Source organism: Metabacillus rhizosphaerae (genome assembly GCF_037201795.1).
Lineage (GTDB): Bacteria > Bacillota > Bacilli > Bacillales > Bacillaceae > Metabacillus > Metabacillus rhizosphaerae.
Genome location: NZ_CP147403.1, coordinates 3,258,771 through 3,279,190 on the forward strand (window position 1 = coordinate 3,258,771; position 20,420 = coordinate 3,279,190).

21 protein-coding genes are annotated in these 20,420 nt (G+C 35.0%); 10 read left to right on the plus strand and 11 right to left on the minus strand.

What is annotated here, in order from left to right:
* Nucleotides 1-58 precede the first annotated feature (58 nt).
* Together WCV66_RS15960 and WCV66_RS15965 are read right to left on the minus strand one after the other, a co-directional pair.
* On the minus strand, nt 59-526 hold the full coding sequence (locus WCV66_RS15960; RefSeq protein WP_338786056.1) for a hypothetical protein: 468 nt from the start codon (nt 524-526) through the stop codon (nt 59-61).
* A gap of 269 nt (nt 527-795) precedes the next feature.
* Nucleotides 796-1,422, minus strand: coding sequence for a nitroreductase family protein (locus WCV66_RS15965; RefSeq protein ID WP_066339255.1), 627 nt, complete (start codon nt 1,420-1,422; stop codon nt 796-798).
* A gap of 127 nt (nt 1,423-1,549) precedes the next feature.
* Between WCV66_RS15965 and WCV66_RS15970 the strand changes: the two genes are divergently transcribed.
* Nucleotides 1,550-1,906, plus strand: a complete 357-nt coding sequence (locus WCV66_RS15970) for a winged helix-turn-helix transcriptional regulator (RefSeq protein ID WP_338786057.1) — start codon at nt 1,550-1,552, stop codon at nt 1,904-1,906.
* A gap of 257 nt (nt 1,907-2,163) precedes the next feature.
* Nucleotides 2,164-4,554 (plus strand): polyprenyl synthetase family protein, encoded by a 2,391-nt coding sequence (locus tag WCV66_RS15975; protein WP_338786058.1) that lies wholly within the window; start codon nt 2,164-2,166, stop codon nt 4,552-4,554.
* 104 nt (nt 4,555-4,658) lie between these two features.
* On the opposite strand, the gene WCV66_RS15980 is transcribed toward WCV66_RS15975, so the two are convergent.
* Entirely contained in the window at nt 4,659-5,549 is an 891-nt protein-coding gene (locus WCV66_RS15980) for a DMT family transporter (RefSeq protein ID WP_338786059.1), read from the minus strand.
* 934 nt (nt 5,550-6,483) lie between these two features.
* Here WCV66_RS15980 and WCV66_RS15985 point away from each other — a divergent pair.
* On the plus strand, nt 6,484-7,644 hold the full coding sequence (locus WCV66_RS15985; RefSeq protein ID WP_338786060.1) for a CapA family protein: 1,161 nt from the start codon (nt 6,484-6,486) through the stop codon (nt 7,642-7,644).
* Between the two features lie 288 nt (nt 7,645-7,932).
* Here WCV66_RS15985 and WCV66_RS15990 read toward each other — a convergent pair whose 3' ends face one another.
* Nucleotides 7,933-8,787, minus strand: a complete 855-nt coding sequence (locus WCV66_RS15990) for a helix-turn-helix domain-containing protein (RefSeq protein WP_338786061.1) — start codon at nt 8,785-8,787, stop codon at nt 7,933-7,935.
* 56 nt (nt 8,788-8,843) lie between these two features.
* On the opposite strand from WCV66_RS15990, the gene WCV66_RS15995 reads away from it, so the two are divergent.
* Nucleotides 8,844-9,650: a phytanoyl-CoA dioxygenase family protein gene (locus WCV66_RS15995; RefSeq protein WP_232329090.1), complete on the plus strand. Its 807-nt coding sequence runs from the start codon at nt 8,844-8,846 to the stop codon at nt 9,648-9,650.
* Nucleotides 9,651-9,674: 24 nt separating this feature from the next.
* Nucleotides 9,675-10,562, plus strand: a complete 888-nt coding sequence (locus WCV66_RS16000) for a sugar phosphate isomerase/epimerase family protein (protein ID WP_338786062.1) — start codon at nt 9,675-9,677, stop codon at nt 10,560-10,562.
* A 291-nt stretch (nt 10,563-10,853) separates the two neighbouring features.
* Here WCV66_RS16000 and WCV66_RS16005 read toward each other — a convergent pair whose 3' ends face one another.
* Together WCV66_RS16005 and WCV66_RS16010 are read right to left on the minus strand one after the other, a co-directional pair.
* Nucleotides 10,854-11,399: a DUF420 domain-containing protein gene (locus WCV66_RS16005; RefSeq protein ID WP_066339221.1), complete on the minus strand. Its 546-nt coding sequence runs from the start codon at nt 11,397-11,399 to the stop codon at nt 10,854-10,856.
* Nucleotides 11,400-11,734: 335 nt separating this feature from the next.
* Nucleotides 11,735-12,328, minus strand: coding sequence for a DUF4352 domain-containing protein (locus tag WCV66_RS16010; protein ID WP_338786063.1), 594 nt, complete (start codon nt 12,326-12,328; stop codon nt 11,735-11,737).
* Between the two features lie 470 nt (nt 12,329-12,798).
* Between WCV66_RS16010 and WCV66_RS16015 the strand changes: the two genes are divergently transcribed.
* Nucleotides 12,799-13,833, plus strand: a complete 1,035-nt coding sequence (locus WCV66_RS16015; RefSeq protein ID WP_338786064.1) for an NAD(P)/FAD-dependent oxidoreductase — start codon at nt 12,799-12,801, stop codon at nt 13,831-13,833.
* Nucleotides 13,834-14,015: 182 nt separating this feature from the next.
* Nucleotides 14,016-14,495, plus strand: coding sequence for a hypothetical protein (locus WCV66_RS16020; RefSeq protein ID WP_338786065.1), 480 nt, complete (start codon nt 14,016-14,018; stop codon nt 14,493-14,495).
* 129 nt (nt 14,496-14,624) lie between these two features.
* Here the strand turns inward: WCV66_RS16020 and WCV66_RS16025 are convergent, their stop codons facing one another.
* Nucleotides 14,625-14,996: a VOC family protein gene (locus WCV66_RS16025; protein ID WP_066339206.1), complete on the minus strand. Its 372-nt coding sequence runs from the start codon at nt 14,994-14,996 to the stop codon at nt 14,625-14,627.
* 277 nt (nt 14,997-15,273) lie between these two features.
* Between WCV66_RS16025 and WCV66_RS16030 the strand changes: the two genes are divergently transcribed.
* The 3 genes from WCV66_RS16030 (at nt 15,274) to WCV66_RS16040 (ending at nt 16,653) form a co-directional block, all read left to right on the plus strand.
* Nucleotides 15,274-15,981, plus strand: a complete 708-nt coding sequence (locus tag WCV66_RS16030; RefSeq protein WP_338786066.1) for a DNA alkylation repair protein — start codon at nt 15,274-15,276, stop codon at nt 15,979-15,981.
* A gap of 105 nt (nt 15,982-16,086) precedes the next feature.
* Complete coding sequence (locus WCV66_RS16035; RefSeq protein WP_066339200.1) at nt 16,087-16,305, plus strand: DNA-binding protein; 219 nt, start codon at nt 16,087-16,089, stop codon at nt 16,303-16,305.
* A gap of 27 nt (nt 16,306-16,332) precedes the next feature.
* Nucleotides 16,333-16,653 carry a hypothetical protein gene (locus WCV66_RS16040; protein ID WP_338786067.1) on the plus strand — a complete coding sequence of 107 codons (321 nt, stop codon included), beginning with the start codon at nt 16,333-16,335 and terminating at the stop codon, nt 16,651-16,653.
* Nucleotides 16,654-17,190: 537 nt separating this feature from the next.
* Here WCV66_RS16040 and WCV66_RS16045 read toward each other — a convergent pair.
* The 4 genes from WCV66_RS16045 to WCV66_RS16060 form a co-directional block, all read right to left on the minus strand.
* Complete coding sequence (locus WCV66_RS16045) at nt 17,191-17,436, minus strand: hypothetical protein (RefSeq protein WP_338786068.1); 246 nt, start codon at nt 17,434-17,436, stop codon at nt 17,191-17,193.
* Nucleotides 17,426-17,932, minus strand: a complete 507-nt coding sequence (locus WCV66_RS16050; RefSeq protein ID WP_338789468.1) for an RNA polymerase sigma factor — start codon at nt 17,930-17,932, stop codon at nt 17,426-17,428. Before WCV66_RS16050 ends, WCV66_RS16045 begins: the two co-directional genes overlap by 11 nt.
* A gap of 16 nt (nt 17,933-17,948) precedes the next feature.
* Nucleotides 17,949-18,320 (minus strand): group-specific protein, encoded by a 372-nt coding sequence (locus tag WCV66_RS16055; protein ID WP_338786069.1) that lies wholly within the window; start codon nt 18,318-18,320, stop codon nt 17,949-17,951.
* Nucleotides 18,321-18,926: 606 nt separating this feature from the next.
* The gene (locus tag WCV66_RS16060; RefSeq protein WP_338786039.1) at nt 18,927-20,204 is read right to left on the minus strand and encodes an IS110 family transposase; all 1,278 of its coding nucleotides are present in this window, start codon (nt 20,202-20,204) and stop codon (nt 18,927-18,929) included.
* Nucleotides 20,205-20,420 lie beyond the last annotated feature (216 nt).

Below are 20,420 nucleotides of genomic sequence, written 5' to 3' on the forward strand. Positions count from 1 at the left end.
TGGCGTGTTTGTTTTTGGGCTTTTTCCTGTTATTGGTAAACCGCCATTAACCAGTTAATTACTTACTGTTCTTTTGATTGTCGTTTGTTTTGAATATATTCTTTGAAACAGTATTCAGCTTATTTAAAAACCTATTGAAACCAAAGCCAACAAAGAACGCAATGCTTATATGGGCATAAGGGGTGTCCTCATATTCTGTGAATTCAATTGAAAAGATACCACTTTGGATAATTGTGACAGCAACGACAGCTGTTCCTGTTGCAAAAATTGGATAAAAAATGTACATAATCCACTCTCGATAATCTTTTAATTCACCTTTCATATAATGAGAGCAAAACATATAAAGGTGTCGCAATGAGCCCCCAATTGCACCAGCGAAGAAATAATACAAAAAGATTTCTATATCAGAAATGAATGGCAGCGATTGTTCAAAAGCCCCCACCCATAATCCACCAACAGCTAAAAAGCTCCCAAAAAACAAGAATGAGAGATAAATCAGTATGACTGTCTTTAACCATCTCGTCACTACATCACCCCCAATTTATCCTATGAGGTTATGAAGGTGGGCGTGACAATTTCCAAGATATGCATTTTAACCTAGAAGCCCCTATGAATTTGTCAATTTTGTAAGTTTGGTACACTTAATCTAGGAAGTGGAGCAATAAACCCAGAGGGAAATTTTTCAAACGAACATTGGTTAAGTAGTATTGGTTTAGCTAGTATAATATAACAAGAAGCGCCAAATGTTTTGGCGCTTTCTATTAATAGGTCAGGAACACTGAACCGAGTAAATAATTACACTATTTTATTTTTATGTATCACATTATTAACATCATGTCTTACCGTTTTATGACCAGCTCTTGTGCCTTTTCCAATAGCTATAAGCATAACGTCTAAATATCTATCAGAAATAGTTAAAGCCTCCTTTAGATTTTTAGAATTATAACCTGACATAGTGATCGTTTCAAAACCTGCTTCATTTGCTAATAAAATTAATGACATTGAAGCAAGACTTACGTCTCTAGTCAATTCCAGCTTCAAATCTTCATGTGATTTATCTGCATAGTAATTAATGGCAGCATTCGCAAGAAAATCTCTTAATGCCTCATTAAAATAACCTGCTTGATACCCTTCTTCATGTATCTTAATGATATTATCCTTATCAAAAGCTTGATAATCACCCAACATAACGATTAATACAGAGGCTTCAACTACTTGTTGTTGATTAAATGCTAAAGGTAACAATGAATCTCGTAATTTTGGATCTTCAATGATTAAGTATCGAGTGGCTTGAATATTATTTCCATTAGGAGACTTAGTTGCACTCTCAATTAAAGTAGTGATAATTTCAGAACTAATTGTATAATTTGGATCAAAATGTCTAACGGAACGTCTTTTTCTTAAAATGTCTTTTACACTCATTCATATCAACTCCGAAGATTTTATTTGTTGCACCTTTTATTATAGTGGGCAATAATTAATGAGAAAATAACGCACATTAATGTGGGTTAGCCACTTTTAAGTACCTATATAGGAGGAACAATAGAACATGGTTAAATATAATACTGGAATAAATATTTTTATGAATATAGTAGGCGGAAGATGGAAATGCTTAATTCTCTTTTACTTAAGTCAAAAAGCAACTCGAACAAAAGAATTTTATGAGTTAATGCCGGGAATTACACAAAAAGTCTTAACAGAACAGCTGAAGCAGTTGGAAAGAGATGGGCTTGTCTATAGAGAAGTTTATAAAGAGGTACCACCAAAAGTTGAATACAGTTTAACCGAGTTAGGTAACTCGTTTGTACCTGTTTTAAACACGATGTGTACATGGGGGAATGAGTATGCAATTGTAAGAGATATTGATCAAGATGCACAAATTTGTTGTAAACATGATCAAAGATGAATGCCATATATTTGCCTTCTATAATAAGGTGAATTTATTGTGACAAAAAAACTATCCTTTTGTCTCGTGACCATTTTTGTCACATTAAATCCTTTAGCGCAGTTTACTAGAGTATTATTATGTAAATTAAAGTATAAAAGGTCGACTTCTTTTTTATTAAAGATAAAAATACTTTGTTAGTTTAAAGAAAAATGAGTGGATCATTATAGGTTTGGATGAGATTGCATACATATATATAAGAACATAAAACAGAGGGAATGGATAAAATGAATGAAGAGTTAATAAAAAATGCTGATGCATGCTATCGGCTAGCTGAGCAGAAGGCGGCACAATATTTTAAATCACTTTCTGAGCAGCTCATGCAAAAGAGCTATGTTCCTACCCTAACAAATGATTTCCAATCCTGGAAACAGAACCATATTCACCATACATTTTTATCCCTATTTTCGCGTAGAACAGGAAAACCTGATTCAAAAGGGTATCACAATTATATCCAATGGCTGAATTACACAGGTAAACTAGATAATTATCTAGATCGAAGCATTTCATATATTTTCATGCGTGATTTGGGCAAAGCCTTGTACTCACCTGATACACAAAAGAGTATTCAGCGTGTAGTTGATAGTTTAAAGAATCACCTGACTCGTTCAACTGTAAAAGAACAAGGGGACAAAACTGAGACGGTTAACATGGCATGGTTGTACCGGGAGGCTCAGAAGGAGGGCATTGAGTCCACTTTGATTTGGGTGCTAAACAAATTAAAGACAGTTTCCGCCAATATTCCTAAGGGAATGGATGCTGAGCAAGCCCAAAGAAAATTAATTAAAATCATTGCTGGGGTAATTATGCACGAGCTCGAAGAGATGAGCGCTGAGATATCGCAGGAAGAACGGACTCAGAGACTACATAAAGCAATAAGGCTAGGTTATTCCTATGGTCTGACCTATCCGTTCATTGACGATCTTCTCGATGCCAAAATCTTATCTGATAAAGAGGAAAAACAATATTCCGATTTAATACGTACCACTCTAATTACTGGATCTGTGCCTGAATTGGGCGAGTGGACCGGAAAAAACATGGATTTGATCAGATATATTCATTCAGAACTCCGCGACGCTTTTGAGTATATTAAGGGACATCAGCCCCTAGAGACTAGAAATAATTTTCTGGAGCAATCCTATGTGTTTTTTAATTCTCAGGAAGTGGACCGCGTAAAGGATCTGATAAATCCAAATTATACTAATGAGGAGCTTTATCTTCCTATAATTTTAAAATCCTCTTCGTCGCGATTGATTGTCCGTTCAGTAATCAATGCTACAGAGGATGAGGGATTTGACAATCGTACTTTCTTTTATGGTATATACAACCAGCTTGCAGATGATTTTGCAGATATGTTCGATGACATGCAGGAAGGAGCAGTAACACCTTATACTTATTATATTAAATACCATGATAAACGTTTGGATCTAATAAACCCCTTTGAATTATACTGGACGGTTATATTCAATTTGATCCATAACGTATATCATTCAGATCCCAAAACTTGTGAAGTAATTTTGGATCGTGCGATAAACGGTTTGAAACGCTTTAAAGAAAGAATGGGAACCAAAAAATACAATGAAGTGATGGAGCTATTCGCTTCTGGAAACCCGCAATTCAATCGGGTTATTCAAAATATGGTGCGAAAAGCGAATGATGTGGATTTTTTTGATAAACTGCTCCGAGATCATATAATGACCATTCTGAAAAATGAACGGAAAGAGCGGGAAGACTTTGTAGATACGATCGAAAACGTACGCATACAGATAAATAACATTTTAAAAATCACTAAAACCGATCATGATTCTTTTATGAAAGAACCGATCATTGATGCTGCAAATTACAGCCTTGAGGGTGATGGAAAGCGATTGAGGCCCATCATAACTTGGATCATGGGCATTAACGAATATGGATTAAAACGTTCAGCAATTGTACCACTTTTAAGGTCATTGGAATATATGCATACTGCATCACTAATCTTCGATGATCTGCCTTCCCAGGATAATGCGTCCATCCGTAGAGGACGTCCAACCCTACATCAGGTATATAACATTTCAATAGCGGAATTAACGGGTCTCTTTTTGACCCAGAAGGCGATTGTGGAACAAGCTTCTCTTGACCAGTTTGATGCAAAAACGGTGCTTAAATTGATTCAATATTCAGCCCAAATAACAGAGGATATGTGTAAGGGACAAGCGATGGACTTGGATTCCAAAGGGAAACAATTAACACTAGATCAATTGAATATGATGAGCTTTTATAAAACTAGCATCGCATTCGAAGCTTCGCTCATCATGCCTGCTATTCTCGCTGATGCACCAGAATTGGAAATTGAACACTTAAGAAAATTCGCCTACCATGCCGGCATTTCATTTCAAATAAAAGATGACCTGCTTGATGTTGAAGGGGATTTAACTTTACTTGGCAAACCAATTGGAAAAGATGCTGAGAACAACAATTCGACTTTTGTGTCAATTTTAGGTGTAGATGGTGCAAGAAAAGCGATGTGGGAACATTACTGTGTAGCAATAGAAATGTTGCAAGAGGTGCCCCGTAATACCACTTTTCTAAAGCATTTATTGAACTATATTGTGAACCGGGACCATTAATTAGGAATTTGTTCTAAATGGTTTTACCACAATTCTAAGCCTATTCCTTTTGGAAAGTGGGCTTTGAATTGTGGTGTTTTTCTCTGTGGAACAATATATGTGAATCAAGTTTTTTCAAGGAGTGACAGACTGGTAAAACGAACATTGCCGACTACAATCCCACTTAAAATGATCACAACTCCTAGCCATTGTGAAAAACTTACAAGTTCAGTTAAGATAATCGCAGACATTGTTACAGCTACTGGAAGCTCAGATGCAGTTAAGATCGTGCCAAGTCCTGGTCCGATATGGGGCATACCTATAGAAAATAAAAGCGGTGGTAAAGCAACACCAAATATACCAAGAAATAAACCATACGGTGCTACCCCGATTAAGACAGGTAAATCAAATAGAAACATTGGTGGGTATACTAAAAGTACGACAATTAAACCACCAGTGGATAAGAAAGCACTTTTAAGGATTGGTGAAGTATCATTTCCAACAGAACTACTGAGAAATATAAAAGTTGTAAACGTCAAAGCCGAAAGTAACCCCCAAGCTGTTCCTTGTAAAGACAGAGCAACTTCACTCTTTGCAACTAAGCCCGCAGCTAGAATTGAGCCGATAATAAGAAATCCGATTGCAATGATTTTCCCTTTCGTTGGTATTTTTTTATAAAAGATCCACTCGAAAAGTGTGCCAATCCAAACAAATTGAAATAAAAAAATGATTGCTAGAGAAGCATTAAGAGTTTGTAGCGCTTGATAATAAAACACACCTGTTAAGCCAAATGGAATTCCGGATAATAATAGTTTGATAGCTTGATTTAAAGATGATTTTTTCTTTTTTGTAAAGATAACTAGCGTCCATGTAAGTAATGCTCCAAATAAATATTGGCCACCTGTTACTTCTGTCACCGAATAACCTGCCGAATACGCAAGTTTGACAAATGTAGATAAAACTCCATAACAGCATCCACCTAAAAAAACAATTAAAGCATATTGCCAAGTTTTCATTCATTCTTCCCCTTTCTTCACACAAAAAAGCCACACAATTGTCAGTTGACAATTGTGTGGCGAAAATAGAGCTAACTCTAGAAAAATCCACGTCCAAAAAGGTTTTATTATTCAAGCTATATAAAAGTATAAGATCAACACAGCCAATTGTCAACGGCTTCTTTTAATGCAACTCTATATAGCAAGATGCCACGAGTGAAGCTGACAAGACCTACTTTTAAATGCGACAAGTTTCTGAGGTTTAATAACTAACTTATAAAAAATTAAGAATAAGTAGACTGAATGAAAAAAGGAAATAAACTATCCGGGCGTTTGCTGAATTAATAAAGTATTTATAATCAATTAACATTAGCTAAATAAAACTATGTTAACTTTAAATTGTAACGAAGAAGACAACAATATTCTATTGAGTATAGGGTGTGTTAGATAATATGGTTACTAGAGTGGGCATAAGTTTTTTTCTTATAATGGTACATTTCTACTTGGTTTGAGTAGCATCTTAAATCTTTTCTACCAGTTGGTTAATTGCCGAGGGTAGCAATATTTATCTACTGTATATTTCCCTCTTGTACAAACGGAGCAGGGGTTTGAACATTTTATAAATTGAATAGTTTTAAGTTTTATATAGCATCTCTTTGTATTGAGGGATGCTTTTTATTTTTGTCAAAAATAAAAAGATATTTCCACAATTGAACTTTTTTTGAGTTAGTTAAGAGAAACACTATTGAATCCAAGGCTTTTAATTGGTAACAATATCTTATACAGTATTAATAGTATAAACCTTTGTTTGATTATCAATATTATTAGAATCAAATTGATCTAACATTATTAAGTAAGTAGAAATTCATTAGGAAATCAAATATTAAGGAGTTACCTTGATACCCCTTAATATTTGACTTTTAAAAAAAGAATTAATTAAAAAAGGAAGAATTTGATGAAAAGACCATTATTTTATTTTTTATTAGTAACTCTTATTTTAGTAGGCTCTTCTTTTTATCTCTTGCATAAGAAAGATATTAAAACACCAGATTCTTATATTCAGAATAAGAATACTGATTCAGGAAAGGAAATTAATACGGAAACATCTGAGAAGTCTCGAAAACAAGCAACAGATAAAACTTCGACTGCTACATTGTCTGCTATTGGTGATATTCTCATTCATGATCGGGTATATAATCCAGCACATGTTGCTAACGGACAGTATGACTTTATGCCTTTTCTTACACCGGTTCAATCTTATTTAGGTGAAGCAGATATTACTGTTGCCAACCAAGAGACGATGATTGGAGGTGTGGAGATAGGTCTTTCGACATACCCCTCGTTCAACAGTCCACATGAGGTGGGAGATGCATTAAAAGAAAGTGGTGTTGACCTTGTGACACTGGCAAACAATCATACGTTAGATCGTGGGGAAGAAGCGATTCGAAATGCGATTCAACACTGGAATAAGATCGGTATGCCTTATGTAGGTTCATACGTTTCATCAAAAGATAAAATGAAAATTAGAACGATAGAAATGAACGACATTATATTCTCATTTTTAGCTTATACATATGGTACGAACGGTATTTCAGTACCAAAGGATAAGCCGTACCTAGTGAACTTAATAGATATGGAGAAGATGAAACAAGAGATACTAGAAGCAAAAGAGTTATCTGACGTTGTAGTTGTTAGTCTTCATTTTGGGCAAGAATATCAAAGGTTACCGAATGATGAACAGAAGAAATTAGCACGTCAAACTGCAAATGCTGGTGCAGATATTATTATTGGACACCATCCTCACGTTTTGCAGCCGATGGAATGGATTGAAAGAGCAGACGGAAAACGTTCATTTGTAGCTTACTCACTAGGCAATTTCTTTTCCGGACAAAAAGGGGACTATAAAGATATCGGTGGTATTTTGCAGATTAAAGTTGAAAAGGTAGAAGTAAACGGTGAAAGTATAGTTAAGTTAAATAACCCTTCATTTATCCCAACTTTTGTAGGTGAAGATTATACTGTGTCCCCTCTTAAAAAAGTGGCAGGTAAAGAGGCAGTATATAAAGAAATAATAAATCATATGAAGCAATGGTTGCCAGAGCTAAATGTTCATTAATCATTGAAGAGAAGGATGAAAATACATTTTTGGTATCTTTTTATTTCTTTCACAGTTTCTACGGCGGCTGTAACTAACCGAACAAAATATTATAGAAAATACTTAAATATTCCGTTAAGGGCGTTTATCAGTAATGAAGATAAGCGTTTTTTTTATAGAAAAAAGATTGAGTGAACGTCTAGATTTTAAATAATTTATAAAGAGGCAGTTTAACATAACAGACTTCAAACAAAAACAGTTTACAACGTGCAGTTTAACAATCTACGAAAATTGAAAAAAAACATTCCCTTATTGCTCTAAAAGCCTTTTACGATATGCCGACGGATTCATCCCATAACTAGTAGTAAATTGTTTTGTAAAATAGAAGGGGCTTGCAAAGCCTACTTCATTTGCGATCTCTGAAATGGGTAACTGGGTGAATTCTAGTAGTTTTGCTGCATGGGCCAATCTAATTGATAAAAGTGTTGCCATAATCGATGTGCCGACTTGTTCTCGGAATAAGTGAGATAGTCGTGAAGGGGAGAGACAGACTTGATCAGCTAAGGATTGAATTGTATGCGCCTCTCTTAACTCTTCATTCAATAAATGAATAACCTGTTGCACTCTGTAATCTATTTTGTTTGCTTTTGTTGTTTGTAGCCATTGATTGATAGCCAATAAAATTTCTTCAAGTGCATTCATCGATAACTCCAAAGAAAACTCTTGAAGCAACCGATTATCACGAATCATTCGCTGAAAGCTATTATTAACACGATCTTGTAGCTGTATATCATTAATTGGAAAATAGATAAAGCCTTTTGTTGTTTCAGGAAGATTGAGTAATTCTATCCAAGTTGGTCTTGGAAGAAAATGAGCCCAATAGAATTCCCAGTGATTGTTATTAGATCCATATTGATGAGCGGTTTTTGGTTTTAAAATAGCTAGCTCACCTGCTTTTACATGCTGTTCATGACCATCCACACTAAACAAACCTTCCCCAGAAAGAGTAAATGTTATTATCCATTCTTTCGCTCCATTTGATCGAGTGACCTTGTATTCATTTGACTGATGATAATGATCTGAAAAAAGAACCCCAGGTGATGAAGCATTTTTAAAAATAGCAGGATTGTTAAGGTTTATAGTCATTCTCTCTATTCCTTTCATTTTGAGATCTCTTATAATTTAATTATAGCAATTATTAATAAAAAAAGAGGTGGATGATGGTGGAGAATATTACTGAGGCACAAAAAGAACAGTTTGATTCAGATGGATATTTGATTGTAAAAGGACTATTTTCAAGCGAGGAAATTGAGCAGTTAAAAAATCGGTTTATGCAAATACATTCCGAAGGACCGATACCAGGTTATTTTTCACCCCTTTCAGAGGAAGATGCAAAAGGCGATATATTGAAAATGTATCCAAGGATCATGCATCCTCATAAAATTGACTCGCTATCTATGAAGTACTTGTTGGATTTAAGGCTATTCTCAATTCTGACAAAACTACTTGAAGAGGAGCCACTTGCAGCACAAAGTATGTTCTATTATAAGCCACCAGGTGCAAAGGGGCAGGCACTGCATCAGGATAATTTTTATTTAAAGATGGAACCAGGAACATGTATAGCAGCCTGGACCGCAATTGATCCATCTAATGAAGAAAACGGTGGACTTTATGTTGTTCCTAATTCGCAGCATGCTGAAATCCAATGCCCTCATAGAGCTGACCCAGAGAAATCGTTTACTCGTGAAGAGGTCGATATACCTGATGGGCTAAAGCCAATACCTGCGATCCTGGAGCCAGGCGATGTGTTGTTTTTTAATGGTAATGTAATTCATGGATCTTATCCAAATACTTCAAAAGACAAATTTCGCAGATCGTTTATTTGTCATTATGCAGGGATTTCCACCACAAAAGCTGGAAATTTTTACAAACCACTATATAAACAGGATGGTACGCCTGTTACGGATATTGAAACGACTGAATCGAATCCATGTGGTACAGAATTTACCCAAGCGGAAATACATTAACCTACATTAGGAAAAGGTGGAAAGATGAAAAAAATAAATAATGGAAGCAGTGCTCCACCACGATTAGATATTCAACAATCATGGTGGGCGATGAATGGGATAGGAAATGGCGTACGAGAATGGTTAACAGAAGAAAAGGTAGAAAAAATTGCCGAAGCAGGATTTACAGGGATTAATGGTTTTCTTCCACCTCAAGAAAAACAGGAGGAGTGGCACAACTTACTTGAAAAGTATCAGCTTAGCTTTAGCATTAGTGCTTATCCATGGAATCGTGAAGAGTTATCAATTCTTTTAAAGCAGGCACAAGACTTTGGCGTTCAGCATGTCAATTCACAAGTGATGGATAGTTTTGTCATCGGTGAAGAAGCGGTACAGCTGCTAAAAGAGTTAACAGAGGAAGCTGAACGGTTTGGTATCACTCATTTTGTAGAAACACATAGAGGAAGAATTACACAAGATTTGTTACGCACGGTAGATTATGTGAAAGCAATTCCGAATTTAAGTCTCACAATTGATTTTTCTCACTATGTTGTCGCTGGAGAGATGGTCGGGGATATTTTTAGAGCAGAGCCGTTTTTAAATGAATTGTTACAACGTTGTGGGTGTATTCATGGGAGAGTATCAAATGGCGAACAGGTGCAAGTGGATATTGGACCAAATGGAGAGCATCCGATGCTGAATCGATTTAAAGGCTGGTGGAAACAAGGGATGGAAAATTGGCTGATGGATGCGAGAGTTGGAGATATTTTCCCATTCGTATGTGAATTGGGTCCACCAGGATATGCAATCACGAAAAACAGCTATAGTAAAGGGAATATGGAGGAAATTTCCGATCGATGGGAGCAATCTCTATTACTAAAACGAATTGCCGAAGAACAATGGGCAGAATGTGTGCAAGGGTTAGAGGAATAGATAGTAAATTTTATATATAGAAACAAAGAAAAACGAGTGTAAAATCAGAATGAACTGTACCCCATCAAATAGACAATTATAAAAAGGGTAGACATAAGAGGTGACTACATTATTAGACGAGACTGCTGAAAAAGTAGACAGAAATGTTGAGGGATGGTGCTACTATTAGAGGTAAGTTACGATAAATTCAGGTATGGTTACTGAGATCTAAGTGTAATAAATAAAAGCAACAATCTTTGAATATAAAAAGATTGTTGCTTTTATTATGAAAAGAAGACCTTTACACTCGAATTAATAATACGGTGATATCATGAAGTAGACCAATACACCAGTGAAGCTTACATAAAGCCAGATCGGCATCGTCCATCGAGCAATTTTCCGATGCTTGTCTACCTGCATATTCAAGCCCCTGCCTAGCGTAATAAGTGCAAGTGGCACAATTGCTGCCGCAAGGAAAATGTGAGTGATCAAAACAAAATAGTAGATACTCTTTAATAATCCATCTCCGCCATAGCTAGTTGATTCAGCCATTGAATGATAGGTCAAATAACTAATGCAAAACAAAAATGTTGTCGTGAATGCCGCAATAATAAAACGGCGGTGCAGTTTAATATTTTTTTGCCTGATTGTAATCAAAGCAAGAACAAGAAAAAGAAATGTAAAGGTGTTGAAAATAGCATTCATTAACGGTAATACAGTTAACTCTATTCCCAAAATGCTACCATCATTGTTTTTAGGCAAAAAATACGTTCCGACTATCACACCTACAATGACAATTGACAAGATCCAAATCAATGAATTGTAATTTCGTTGTTTCACAGAATGATTATTACTCATGTTATTTGCTCCTAATATAATAGTGGTTTTCTTAAGAATAAAAAAAGAAACAGTAAAGATCAATTTATTTTTATTATAATACTGAATTTGTCATTATTCCGACAAAAACATATTGTAAGAATTTGTTTCAAAGTTACACCTAAAGCATAGCGCAAATGATCGTCGATACAAAATGGAAAAGTATAATTCGCTAAGAACGACTGCAATAATAGATTAAGTAGATTCAGTGAAACAGTGGATGATCTTATGAAAAGAAAAGGATTTCGAATACAAGTTGGGGTTTATTTTATAAAAAAGACCAGGAAAATGATTATTTTTCCTGATCCTTTGACTTATTATTGAAGATCAATTGTTTGTGTTTCTGTTCCCCAGAAACCAGATTGTACTTGGAGCTTGTATGCTGCTTTAGGATCCGCAACGTCAAAAACAACCTTTCCACGATTTTCAAGATTTGGATTAATTTCTTCTAAGAAAAATCCTTTTCCTGCTTCATTCGCGTAAAGTGTTGCAGAATCATCTGCATTATATTCTGTATCCCCTTGAAGTAACTTAAAGAAGGATGAATCTGTCATGATTGCTTCTTTTCCTTCATTTTTCACTGTGACATCGAGAATTAAGTAGGTTCCGCTTGCATTTTGTCCATATTCGCCACCAACATTATTTGCAGTTGACTTCCCATGAACAGTAAACACAACATCGCCAACTTTTACGGCATCACCGATTTTATACGTTTTTGTTTCTTCCTTCTTTTCACCCTCAGCTACATCTGTTCCTTCTACAGTTTCTGGAGGTGCAGCATCCCCAGCATCGTTTGCTAAGTCGGTATCATCTTCACCGCCACCAGTCGCGATAGCTATCACCAATATCACCGCAATAGCCCAAAACCACCAACGTTTATAAAAAGGCTTCTTTATTCTTTCTTTTGCCATTTAATAAGTCACACTCCTATATGAATTTTGTAACTTGAATATAGGTTTTACATGTGTTAAATAAAATATTTAAGAATTTGCTGTTAAATAATTTCAATAATTTAAGCAGATAATAACAATTACTTATTTATTTACTCTTAACTCATAGAATCGAGGTAAAGCACTCATCATTTGAAATGCTTAAATCATACGTCGATCGATATATGATGAAGAATTCATTGAAGAGCAGTAATTAATTTAACTAGATAAAAAATGGAAACACTATTATGCAGGCAAAAGAAAAAAGTGGAATCGTAATTATTTTTGAATACTCTTAATTAGGGTTAGTAGAGGAAAATATTAACATGTTATTATAGGTACATATAAGAATTTATAGGGTTATCTCAATGTTACTATATTAATTGTTTTTAATGTTTGCATATTGATCTTGAGAATAGATTCATATTTTTATTGAATAAGGAGTTAAAATAATGTTTGATGTAATTATTATCGGTGCCGGTCAAGCTGGCCTTTCTATGGGATATCATCTTTTGAAGCAAACGAAAAACTTTTTAATAATAGATCAAAATAAGAAAATCGGTGATTCTTGGAAGAATCGTTATGAATCCTTAGTATTATTTACTACTAGAGAATTTAGTTCTTTACCTGGTTTACAAATGAAGGGAGATCCTCAGGGGTTACCAACTAAAAATGAAGTAGTTGAATATTTGGGGCTCTACGCAAGGACATTTGAATTACCAATTCAAATGGAAACGAACGTTCAATCTTTAGAAAAACAAGAAAATACTTTCATTATTAAAACGAATATAGAAACCATGCATTCAAAACAAGTGATCATTGCAACTGGGCCTTTTCAATTACCTTCCATTCCATCAATCTCAAAGAATCTTTCTAATAATGTGTATCAAGTTCATTCATCTGAATATAAAAATGCTAGCCAATTATTACCGGGAAATGCACTAATAGTTGGAGGAGGAAATTCTGGTGCACAAATTGCGGTAGAGCTTTCTTCTTCGAGAGAGGTGCATTTATCCATTAGCAAAGAAATCAGCTTTCTACCCTTAACTTTCTTCAGAAAGAGTATTTTTTGGTGGTTCAAGAAACTCAGGATATTGAATGCTACGGCTGAATCATTTATCGGAAAAAGGATTCGAGGTAATGGGGATCCTATCTTTGGAAATGAATTAAAGCATTTACTTCGAGATCAACGAATTATCCTTCATCCCAGAACAATTCACTGTAACCAGGAGATTTTTCAGTTCGAAGATCAGGAAAAGATTGAAGTCAAAAATGTCATCTGGGCTACAGGGTTTACATCAAATTACGAATGGATTAATATCTCACAAGTCCTGGACAAAACAGGGAATCCAGTACATAGCAGGGGGATCACTCAAATTGAAGGATTGTATTTCCTTGGTTTACCATGGCAGCATAAACGCGGTTCAGCACTACTATTAGGAGTAGGCGAGGATGCGGAATACATTGCAAATAAAATGAATATTTGATGTAGTCTATCTCTACCTTCAATAAAAAACGAATTGTCTAGAAACAAATGAAGCAAGAAAATATTGGCTACAATTGGGTAATGAAGCTGTTTTTCAACTAGCTTTAAGATAATAGAATACTTTTTGTGTATTCGGATACTCTAAAAAGAGATGAAATTATAAAAGGTTAAGGTGAAATCCATATGTTATCCAAAAGGCACACTTTATTTAATGTAATTTTAATAGTAGTCCCTTGGTTATCGTTGATATTTATAGGAAAACATAATTTAAAACGTTTTTCTCTAGCGGGGATAGTCATTGTAATTCTGGAGATTATCAATCATAAGATTGGACAAAAACGTAATTGGTGGACTTTTTATGATAAGCGAAAATCATTTCTAACAAATGAACTCCCTTTTAGTATTGGTCCATATATGCCTCTTTCCTTGTGGTTACTTAAATTATCATATGGAAACTTTAAAAAGTTTGTGTTGCTTAATGTTATTGCTGACGGATTGTTTGCTTTTCCTATTATTAACTTTATTAAAAAAATAAAAATATTACGTTTAAATAAGTTGAATAATTTTCAATTTTTTCTATACTTACATTATAAAGCATATATATTATACGGAGTGCAATACTGGTATGATAATAAACTTAAGTATCAACTAGGAATAAAATAAGGATTGCTCTAGCGTAGGACCGGTTCTCTTTCTTCTAATTTAGAAGTTGAAGAACAGGTCCTTTGCTTTTTCATCTACTATAATAGCAAAAGTAATATGTAGTTATTTGTACCGTTAATTTTGGCTATTTCATCTGTGTTGATCAACAAGAATGAGATTACCATCTGGATCTTCAATTGTAAAATGTGCTGGTCCTTCACTTGATTCATCGGCTTCAGACAGCATGTTTATTCCATTTCCTTTGAGCTGTTTTTGAAGTTCGCGAACGTCCGTAAATGATTCGAGATTTTCAGCATTTTCATTCCATCCTGGATTAAAAGTCAGGATGTTCTTATCAAACATTCCTTGAAATAGCCCAATTATGCAATTTTCATTCTTCAAAATAAGCCAATTTTGGGTAATATCACCACCTAATGTTTGAAATCCAAGGTTTTCGTAAAATGATTTTGAGAGATTAATGTCTTTTACATTTAAACTTACAGAAAATGCGCCTAGTTTCATATTTCTACCACCTTTTATTCATGATTAAAAGTTCAGACAGATGTTCGTATCGAGTTAAGCTTTTTATATGTATAAGTATAAATGAGCATATTGAAATGCACAATATTTACCATATGATTTTGGAGGATAAGTTTTTATGCAAGAAACTACCTAAGTAGGCTCAACCTACTTTATGGTAAAATTATTTAAAGAACGGATCAGATTTTTTTGAAAATAGTTTAAAGTAAAAAATGAATACATTACATAAACAATAGATTTTTTTGAAAGGATGAATAGTGTGACGTATGAAGAAATTATGCAAAAGCTTGAAGAATTAGGTTCCGAGCAAACGAAGCAAATTTATCTGAATCATGGGGTAAAGGAGCCTTATTTTGGGGTGAAAATTGGGGATTTGAAGAAGCTTGTCAAGTATGTAAAGAAGAATCATGAATTAGCATTAAAATTATATGATTCTGGTAATCATGATGCAATGTATTTAGCAGGCCTTTCAATTAATCCCAAGCATATTTCAAAGGAAACCTTACAAGATTGGGCCAAAAAAGCGTATTGGTATATGGCAGCAGAATATACAGTTGCACAGGTAACTGCAGAGAGTGATTATGCTCTTGAATTGGCGAGGGAGTGGATGAAATCAGAGGACGAAATGGTTGCTGTTTGTGGCTGGAGCACCTATTCAAACTATTTATCCATAACCCCTGACGAAAAGTTAGATATAGCTGAAATTAAGACTTTGTTGAACCAAGTGAAAAATACGGTTCATGAAGAACGAAACCGTGTACGATATGTGATGAATGGTTTTGTTTTGTCTGTGGGTGCATATGTAACTGAACTATGTGAGGAAGCAAAACAAGTAGCAGAATTTATTGGCAAGGTACACGTAGACGTAGGGAATACGGCTTGTAAGGTACCTATAGCATCAGAATATATTAAGAAAATAGAAATGAAAAATAGAGTAGGTATGAAACGGAAAACTTGTATATGTTAGGTACTATTAAAAGATCGGATTTGAGGTAAAACCTAATGAAAACATTTAGAGTCTGTAATTTTTTATGTAACAAGTATTAAATTAACTAATGAAAGGAGGACAATAATGGACAATATCAATAAAGCAACACAAGAAATTGATTTGCCCAATATTGGTAAACCAGCTACTCGAGCGCTTACCAATGCTGGGTATATTAATCTTGCTCAATTGACACAAGTAACTGAATTAGAAATTTTAAAGTTACATGGTGTTGGGCCGAAAGCGGTGAGAATACTGAATGAAGCACTTAAGGAAAAACAGCTTTCATTTGCAAAAAATTCATAAAATAATTGGAACTATAAGGAGTCAACCATGAAAATAAATTTACTGATTTTTATATCTTCCGTAAAAGAACAGCAAGAAAAGGTTAGACAAGAATTAATGGTGAAAACATTTGAATCAAATATTCGTCCAGTTAAAGGGGATATCATACATGATCCAGGATTCGATCCAGGATTTCATAATGGATATGAAGTGGTGAAAATCACTATTAATTATGATATGAATGAATGCTTTGTTTCACTAAAACCTCTTGTATTAGAAATTGAGGAAATTAAGGTAGAAACCTATATTGAGAAACTTAAAGCACATGGTTGGCATGTTATTTCAAATGAAGAATTAAAAAATTTATAAAATTCAAAGCTATTGAACTCGTAAAATCAAGGTCAGGTAATGTAACGTAGCCATCACGATTCATAGAGACGTATTGGTCGAATTATGAATTATTGGTCACAGTACTATTTCTAAAGAAAGATACCTACTTAGCTTATCGAGAATACACAACTATTTAGAAGGTTTAAATAGAGGGGGAGCAAAGTGACTGTAAATTTTATGATCAATCAGGTATTTGCTTTAATGCTTTTTATGGTAGGTATATGGATGGGAAGCACAATTGATCCGTTGTTTGATTAATAACGATTTTAGGGGGGTTATTATTAGGATTTTCTATCTCCTTTAACAATGGTGTAGAAATGAATAAAAAGACAAAGGTTTTACTATTCGCATCTTTTGTTTTCCTGCTAAGTTTAATGTCATTAGCCTACATAGCAATATCAATATTGTATCTTTAGTTCGTAAAGAAAAAAGTGTTTAAGAAAACAAACAAATTAAAAAAATCGATTCCTTATCGTTCAGAGAATCGACTTTTTCAGATGAAAAAGCTCCTAGTTTTTATAGAAAAAGTAAAACTTGTATTAATGCTAATGCAGCGGTTCCCATTATTGGAGCAAGCTTTAGCAACAAAATTCCATTCGAAGTTGAAATGATTGAATCAAGTGGGTCTTTTGCTGGTGAAGCTAAAAGATTGATAAAACGTTCCCACTTACTAGGTTTCATTGGGAAATCGGGTATATCTACGTGATATTGTTCAAGTTTCGTATGCAGATGTTTATCCTTATCAAAGGGATCATGTCCCATATTCGTCTCCCTCCAATTCTTCCTTTAATCTTTTGATTGCGATGTGTAATCTTGATTTAACCGTCCCTTTTGGAATTCTAAGGATTTTGGCTATTTCCTCTTGTGGCATATCGTGATAGTAGAAGAGTAATATAACGGCACGCTGTATTTCAGGAAGCTTTGCAACGGCTTCCCGAATGGTCATTTTGTCTGAAAGATGGAATTCTTCGGTCCGTGTCGGCGTCAGAAAGGGCAAAAGATTCCTCCATTTCTTACGACGGTTTAATTTTGTTAACATCAATCGATATGCAATTTGAAAAAGGTATGATTTTAGTTTTCCCTTGCTTGGATTGTAATCGTACTTATAACGCTGCAGTTTAACAAATGTGTCTTGAACGATATCAATGCTTAATTGCTCATCTCTTGAATAACGGAAAATAAACGAGTATAAAGACTGCTTTAATAGGGTGTAGATCTTTTCTAATGCTTCATTATCACCATTTTGATAAGCGATCATTAATTCATCTTCACGCTCACTCAATCTCATCGCCCCAGCGTTCCTTAATAGATTTTAGCGTCATAGAGACCCTGCAAATTAAGTAAAAAATTGATACTAGCGTCCATACTTGTGCTTGGTTTGTAAAAAATTGCACAAAAACATTCTCAACTGTTTCACCACTAGAGACTAAAAAATTAAGTGCCTGAACACAAATAATGGAATATGTGGCTAGACCAATCGTAAGCGTATCAAAAACGTTCCATCTTAAATATATTTTCGTTTTCTTATAATTGATTTTACCATTTTCACGGACAACATATTTGCGATCCATTGGAATAGCAATCGCTAAAATAAAAATCATTAAAAAACCTGCAACAATTAGTGAAACAATCCAACCAGTATCCATTAATAACATCCCCCATCTACCTTCTTTTCTAACTATACAACTGAGAAAGCAAAAAGGTTCATTTAAATTAAAAAAGTTTTCAGCGGTCTAAAGTTTTTGTGGTGTTAAGGTTGTGGTGATTTATTAAATAAAGGCTGTTTTCGCAAACTTTGTTGCTTTTAAAATAGTATTGGGTTGGTTGATTGGCGCTTCAGGATGCTCGCTTTCCGTGGGGCGGGCGATGAGCCTCCCTCTAGAAATGTTGGTATATCAACGCTTAAAACTGTTTTAATAGATAGAAAAAAAATTTTCACTTACTGATTTTCACTACAGATTATCATCAATTTCCAAAAGTTCAAAATATTGTTATTCTGAGGTTACGCTTCGCTAGAGTTAATTGGAAATGATTAACTCTAAGTGCTTATATGATGCACTTCGGATCTCTGCGAATCTTATGATGACGTACCCTCCCATGTCTCTTGGCGTCTAACGCGTACATTCCTTCGTTCGGTCTATTCATAAGGCAGAGGCTGGCTATGCTCCTCAAGGGACTCTTAGTCTAATGGCTCATTTCGTGCCAACTTCTCCGTGTCATCCTATTGTCTAGATTACAAACTAGGAAGTTGCTTAGGCTGCCTCTTTGAGGCAATGGAGATCTGTTAACATATGATTTACATTAAAGTGCACTCGTTTTGTACACAAAGCGTGTAGAATTTTTAGTAATTTCCCGCATAAAACAACCATGGCTTCTTTCTTCTTTAATGGATTGACAGTACGAGTCGTGTAGTAATGGTACAAAGATTTAAACGCTATGTTGTGTTGAATTATAGGGAGGATGACTCTAAATAATATAGCCCGTAACTTCCTCCTACCTCTTTTGGAAATTTTCTTTTGACCTTTGTGTTGGCCAGAAGAGTTTTCTCTAAGCGTGAGCCCCGCTAATTTAATTAATTGGCGTGGGTGCTGATATTGCCTAAGAGAACCTATCTCAGAGAGTAGTTCAACAACAGTATTTTCGCCTAAACCAGGAATAGATAAAATATACTCATAGTCTGTCAATTGTTGAGCGAGGTCATTTAACCTTGATGATAAGACCTCCAGTTGGTTTGAAAGAGCTTTGTACTGAGAAAGTAATGTATCCATTTCAAATCGGGCCATTTCTAGCCCCTCAGTTAAACCAATGGACTGACTGGCTATTGATTTTAGCTTTTGTATTTTAGAAACGGAAAGACACTTTATTCCTTCAACCCTTTTGTAAAGTGCGATAAGTTCTTCATCATTTTTCCCATCAAAATCGATTGGCAAAGGTGTCACCTCGAGAACAGCGCATGCGTTTTTACCGAAGCTTTTGAATACATGATGGAACTCAGGGAAATAAAGATCTGTCCACCGAATCATTCGATTCTTAAGTGATGCGAGGTCTTCCTGCATTTTAGTCCGAAAACTCGCCCCATTACGAAGTTCGGCTTCTGTCCCTTCTAAAATTCGTGTATAGTTGAACCGGCCATCGCGGATTAAAGAAGCGATAACGCGAGCGTCCTTTTGATCATTCTTAGTTTGAAGGTTATCATCTAATTCCTTCGTTCTATTCACATGCATAGGGTTAACCATGACAAATTGAATATTATTTTCGACTAAATAAGCAGCTAAGTTCATCCAATAATGCCCTGTGGGCTCAAAGCCGACTAAGACATCTGTCTTTTCATGTGATTCTAGTAGAGAATGAATCATATTGTGTAGTTGCTCAAACCCATCAAGGGATTGTATGAACGGAAACGGTTTTTGCAAAATTCGTCCACGATCATCGATAGCGCATGCGTAATGTTTTTTCTTCGCAATGTCTATTCCAATAACAAGTGTTTTTTCAGATACTTGATTAATTTTGGTATTCATATTACTATTCATCATATGGTCCTCCTGTATGGTGATGAGTCAATTTAGTCGTTGATACTCAAGCATCATACAAGAGGACTTTTTGTTTTGCAAGAAGCCTTAAGGATATTAAACAGGAATGCTCCTCAGCGCAAAGCGCCTGCGGGGTCTCATCTGTCCCGCTACTCCCACAGGAGTCTCGCATATCCGTTCCAATCACCCTAATCAGTTTTGTTCAAAAACAACAAT